The sequence below is a fragment of the bacterium genome, assembly GCA_035559435.1.
Taxonomy (GTDB): Bacteria; Zixibacteria; MSB-5A5; order WJJR01; family WJJR01; genus JACQFV01.
The window spans coordinates 1-4,912 of record DATMBC010000001.1; the positions used below are offsets into that span (position 1 = coordinate 1).

The 4,912-nt window shown below is 65.8% G+C and carries 1 protein-coding gene; it reads left to right on the forward strand.

Annotation, left to right across the window (positions count from 1 at the left end):
* A partial coding sequence (locus VNN55_00005; protein ID HWO55931.1) for an Ig-like domain-containing protein occupies positions 1-4,778 on the forward strand: 4,778 nt, incomplete at its 5' end.
* Positions 4,779-4,912: the final 134 nt, after the last annotated feature.

Below are 4,912 nucleotides of genomic sequence, written 5' to 3' on the forward strand. Positions count from 1 at the left end.
ACTATACCGGCCTGGTGCAGGCCGGCGGCACCTTCAGCATCGACGTGCCCGGCTCCGCGCTGTTGGCCGACAGCGATCTCACCGTCGATGCCAGCGTCACCACCACCGACGCGGCCGGCAACTCCACCACCGCGACCACCAACCGCGGCTACACGCTCGATCAGATCGCGCCCGATGCCAGCATCGCGCTCAACGCCATCACCGGCGACGACGTGATCAATCTTGCGGAGGGGGCGAGCGCCAATGTGGCGATCACCGGCACGGTGGGCGGCGACGTGCAGGTCGGCGACACCGTCACGCTGACGGTGCACGGCACCGACTATACCGGCCTGGTGCAGGCCGGCGGCACCTTCAGCATCGACGTGCCCGGCTCCGCGCTGTTGGCCGACAGCGATCTCACCGTCGATGCCAGCGTCACCACCACCGACGCGGCCGGCAACTCCACCACCGCCAATGCGACACGAAGCTATATCGTTGACACCGGGGCGGACGCTCCCCCGCCCGCGGCCGTCGTCATCAACGACGGCGATGGGTTCATCAATGATGCCGAGGATGGTGCGGTGTCCTACACCGTGTCGGGCGTGGATGCCGACGCCACGGCGACGGTGACCTTCTCCGACGGCAACGGGTCAACGCCTGACGTAGTGGTGTCCGGCCTCAGCAACGGCACGTTCAGCGTCGATCTTTCCAGTCTCGCCGACGGGCCGATCACGGCCACCATCAGCGTCACCGACACCGCCGGCAACAATGCCAATGGCAGCGGCGACAACAGCGTGAAGGACACGAGCCACCCGACCGTCGCCATCAGCATGTCCGACACGTCGCTCGTGAACGGCGAGACGGCGCTGGTGACCTTCACCTTCAGCGAAGCGCCGACCAATTTCACCAACGCCGACGTCACGGTGGAAAACGGCACGCTGAGCGCGATCACCCCGACGTTGGATCCAAAGGTGTTCACGGCGACATTTACGCCGACCGCGCCGGCAACCGATCTCACCAACGTCATCACGGTCGGAACGGATTGGAGCGACGCCGCCGGCAATCCGCCTGCGGCGCCGGCGGTCTCCGACAACTACGAGATCATCGTCGATCCGGCGCCCACGGTGACGGTGAACATCGTCAAGCTCGAGCTGACCGACACCGAGCCTGTTTCCAACGTGTTCTTCACCTTCAGCGAGCCGGTCACCGGCTTTTCCATCGACGACATCACCGTGGTCGGCGGCCAGCTCACCGGCCTGACGCAGATCAGCCCGACCCAGTACCGGGCCACGCTCACCTCCGACAACGGCATCGACGTCATCGGCTCGGTCTCGGTGACCGCCGGCAGCTACATCGACTCCATCGGCAGCGGCGGCGCGGCCGGCAGCGATACGGTGCACATCGACACGCTCAACCCGACCGTCGCCATCACCATCCATGCGCTGTCGCTCAACGACGGCTCGCCGACCGCGAACGTGACCTTCACGTTCAACGAGGCGGTGCAGATGTTCGGCGAGAGCGATGTCCAGGTGGTCGGCGGCTTCCTCACCGGCTTCGATCAGATCGACGCCAATGTCTGGACCGCGATCTTCAACGCCGCGCCGGATTTCAGCGGCACCGGCTCGGTCGCGGTGTTGGCCAACAGCTACACCGACCTGCGCGACAATCTGGGCGGTGGCGACATCCGCACGATCGGCATCGACACGCAGAATCCGACCGTGACGGTGGAAGCACTCGCCGAGCCGCTCACCGACGCGCAGCCCTCCACGCTCGTGACCTTCACCTTCAGCGAGGCGGTCACCGGCTTCGATCTAGGAGATCTGACCTACGCCAACGGCACGTTCGGCAACTTCGTACAGATCGATCTGTCGCACTACACGGCGATCTTTACGGCGGATGACGGCTACGATGGCATAGTGACGGTGCAGATCGGCAGCGGCTGGACCGACCTCGTCGGCAACACCGGCGTGCCGGGTGTCTACGGCATCGAGGTCGACATGCTCAATCCGACCGTCGCCTCGATCATCATGACCGAGAACGGCAACGGCAACGGCACGCTGGGTGTGGGCGAAACCGCGACCGTGACGATCACGTTCAGCGAGCCGGTGACCAATTTCGACGCCTCCGACCTGACCGTGAACGGCGGGACGATCGGGGTACTTTCGTCCGGCGACGGCGGCACCACCTGGACCACCACGTTCACGCCGACCTCGAACTCCACCACGCCCGCCTTTGTCGGCGTCGGCAGCAATTACACCGATCTCGTCGGCAACCTCGGCTTGGCCTCGGCGATGGGCGCAAGCATGCCCGTCGATACGACGGCGCCGTCGGCCCCGGTCATTTGGTGGGCCTTCGACGACGTTGGGCCGGTGCAGTTGCCGGTTCTCAGCGGAGGAACCACGGACGACACCCAACCGACATTCCTGGTGCAGCTGAATGGTGCCGTCCTAGGGGACAAGTTGCAGCTTCTGCTCAACGGATCCGCATTCGGCTTGCCGATCACGTTGACGCCGAGCGAGATCTCCAGCGGCTTTGCGCAAATCACCTTCCCGTTTGCACTGCCGTCGGCGACCTGGAACTTCGCAGTCCAGATCATCGATGCCGCCGGCAACGCCGGCACGCCGTCGGGCACCTTCGCGTTGACGATCTTCGTCGACACGACGGCGCCCACGCAAACGGCGGCGATCACCTCGGTCAACGACGACGTTCTGCCGGACAATGGGCCGGTACCTAACGGCGGGGTGACGAACGACACCTCGCCCACCATCGGCGGCACCATCTCGGCCGCGCTTGCCGCGGACGAGACGGTCGCGATCTATCGCGACGGCGCCAAGGTCGGCGTGGCCACGGTCACGAGCACGACCTGGACCTTCATCGACGGCGGTGTATCGCAGGGCACTCACACTTATGTCGCCCGCGTCGAGGATGCCGCCGGCAACCAAGGCCCGGCCAGCGCTCCGTACATCATTACGGTGGACACGACGCCGCCCATCGCGCCGTCGCAACCCGACATGACGGATGCGAGCGACGACGGCGTGTCCAACACCGACAACATCACCACCGACACCACGCCCACCTTCACCGGCACGGCGGAGCCCGGCGCAACGGTCACGCTGTTCTCCGACGGCACGCCGGTCGGTTCGGCGGTCGCGGGTGGCGGCGGCAGCTGGACGATTACGAGTTCTGCACTGACCCTCGGTCCGCACAATATTACGGCCCAGGCGACCGACGCCGCCGGCAACACAAGCCCGGTGTCGTCGCCGCTGGCCATCCAGATCGTCACCGCGGTCGACAATACGCCGCCGGCGATCAGCGGCCTGGGCATCACCGAGGCGGCGATTACCTTCACCGCCAGCGATCCGAGCGGTCCGTTGTCCTTGCTGGCGCCGTTCGCCGCCGCGTTCGGCAGCCCGGCGATCAACAACGGCAGCCCGACCAACCTGACGCCGGCCCAGCAGGGCGCGCCGGTCTCCGGCACGCTGCAGGTGCAGGATGCCGCGGGCAATGCCGCGAGCGTCGTCGGCCTCTACCTCGGCAGCGGCGGCGGCAATACCGCCACCGCAGCCGCAGGCGTCAACACCGCCATGTACGGCTTCGGCGGCAACGACTCGCTCACCGGCAACGGCGGCAACGACTGGCTGTTCGGCGGTACCGGCAACGACGTGCTCAACGGCGGTGCCGGCAACGACAGCCTGTTCGGCGGCGCGGGCAACGACGGCCTTTTGGGCGGCAGCGGCAACGACTTCCTGAGCGGCGGCGCCGACACCGACTCGCTCAACGGCGGCGACGGCAACGACACCCTGATCGGCGGCGCGGGCAATGACTCGCTTGTCGGCGGCAACGGCAACGACACCTACATCATTGCCGGCGGCGACGGCAACGACAGCATCGTCGAGGGCGCGAACGGCGGTTCCGCGGACCGGCTCGTCATCGCCACAGGCGGCGCCGCGCTGACCGCGCTGAATGCCTTTGACTCCAACTCGGGCACACAGGCCGGCAACCTTGTCCTGCAGTTCACGGTCAACGGAGGCGCGGCACAGCAGACCACGCTCACCGACCACTATGCCGGCACCAACGCACAGACCGGCGTCGAGCTGATCAACTTCGACGGCGGCTCGCTCTTCGGCTACCAGTTCGGCACCGGCGATTATCTCGTCAGCCGCGCCGATCCCGCCGGCCGCAACACCGGCGCCGTGAATCTGTCCGGTTCCTCCGACAACAATTTTGTCGCGGGCGAGAACAGCGTCAGCGACATCATCACCGGCGGCTCGGGCAATGATCTCATCTTCGGCGGTACTGGCAACGATACTTTGAACGGCGGCGCCGGCAATGATCTGCTCGTGGGCGGCGACGGCAATGACACGCTGAACGGCGAGAACGGCAACGATTGGCTCATCGGCGGTGCCGGCAACGACATCCTCAACGGCGGTGCCGACAACGACGTGCTGATCGGCGGCACGGGCAGGGATTCGCTGACCGGCGGAAGCGGGAACGACATCTTCAAGTTCAACGTCACCGGCGACAGCACAACGAACACGGCCACTGCCGATCTGATCATCGACTTCGTGCAGGGTCAGGATCTCATCGACTTCTCGGCGATCGACGCCTCAGGCGCGGCCGGCGATCAAGCCTTCCTGTGGGGCGGCAATACCGCCGCCACCATCGCCAACAGCGTCACCTGGTCGGTGAGCGGCGGCAACACCATTGTCCGCTTCGACAATACCGGCAACGGGACCGCCGACATGGTCGTGGTGCTGACCGGCATCCATAACCTGAACCAGTCCGACTTCATCCTCTAGCAGGCTGCTGAAAAACTCGCTAGATTGAGGATTATTTTGGTTCCCGACGGGTGGCCTGCGGTCGTTGCGGGCTGCCGATAGGTTTGATTGCGTTGTCCACCCATTATGCTGGCTGAGGTGCCAAGAGTTTCGGG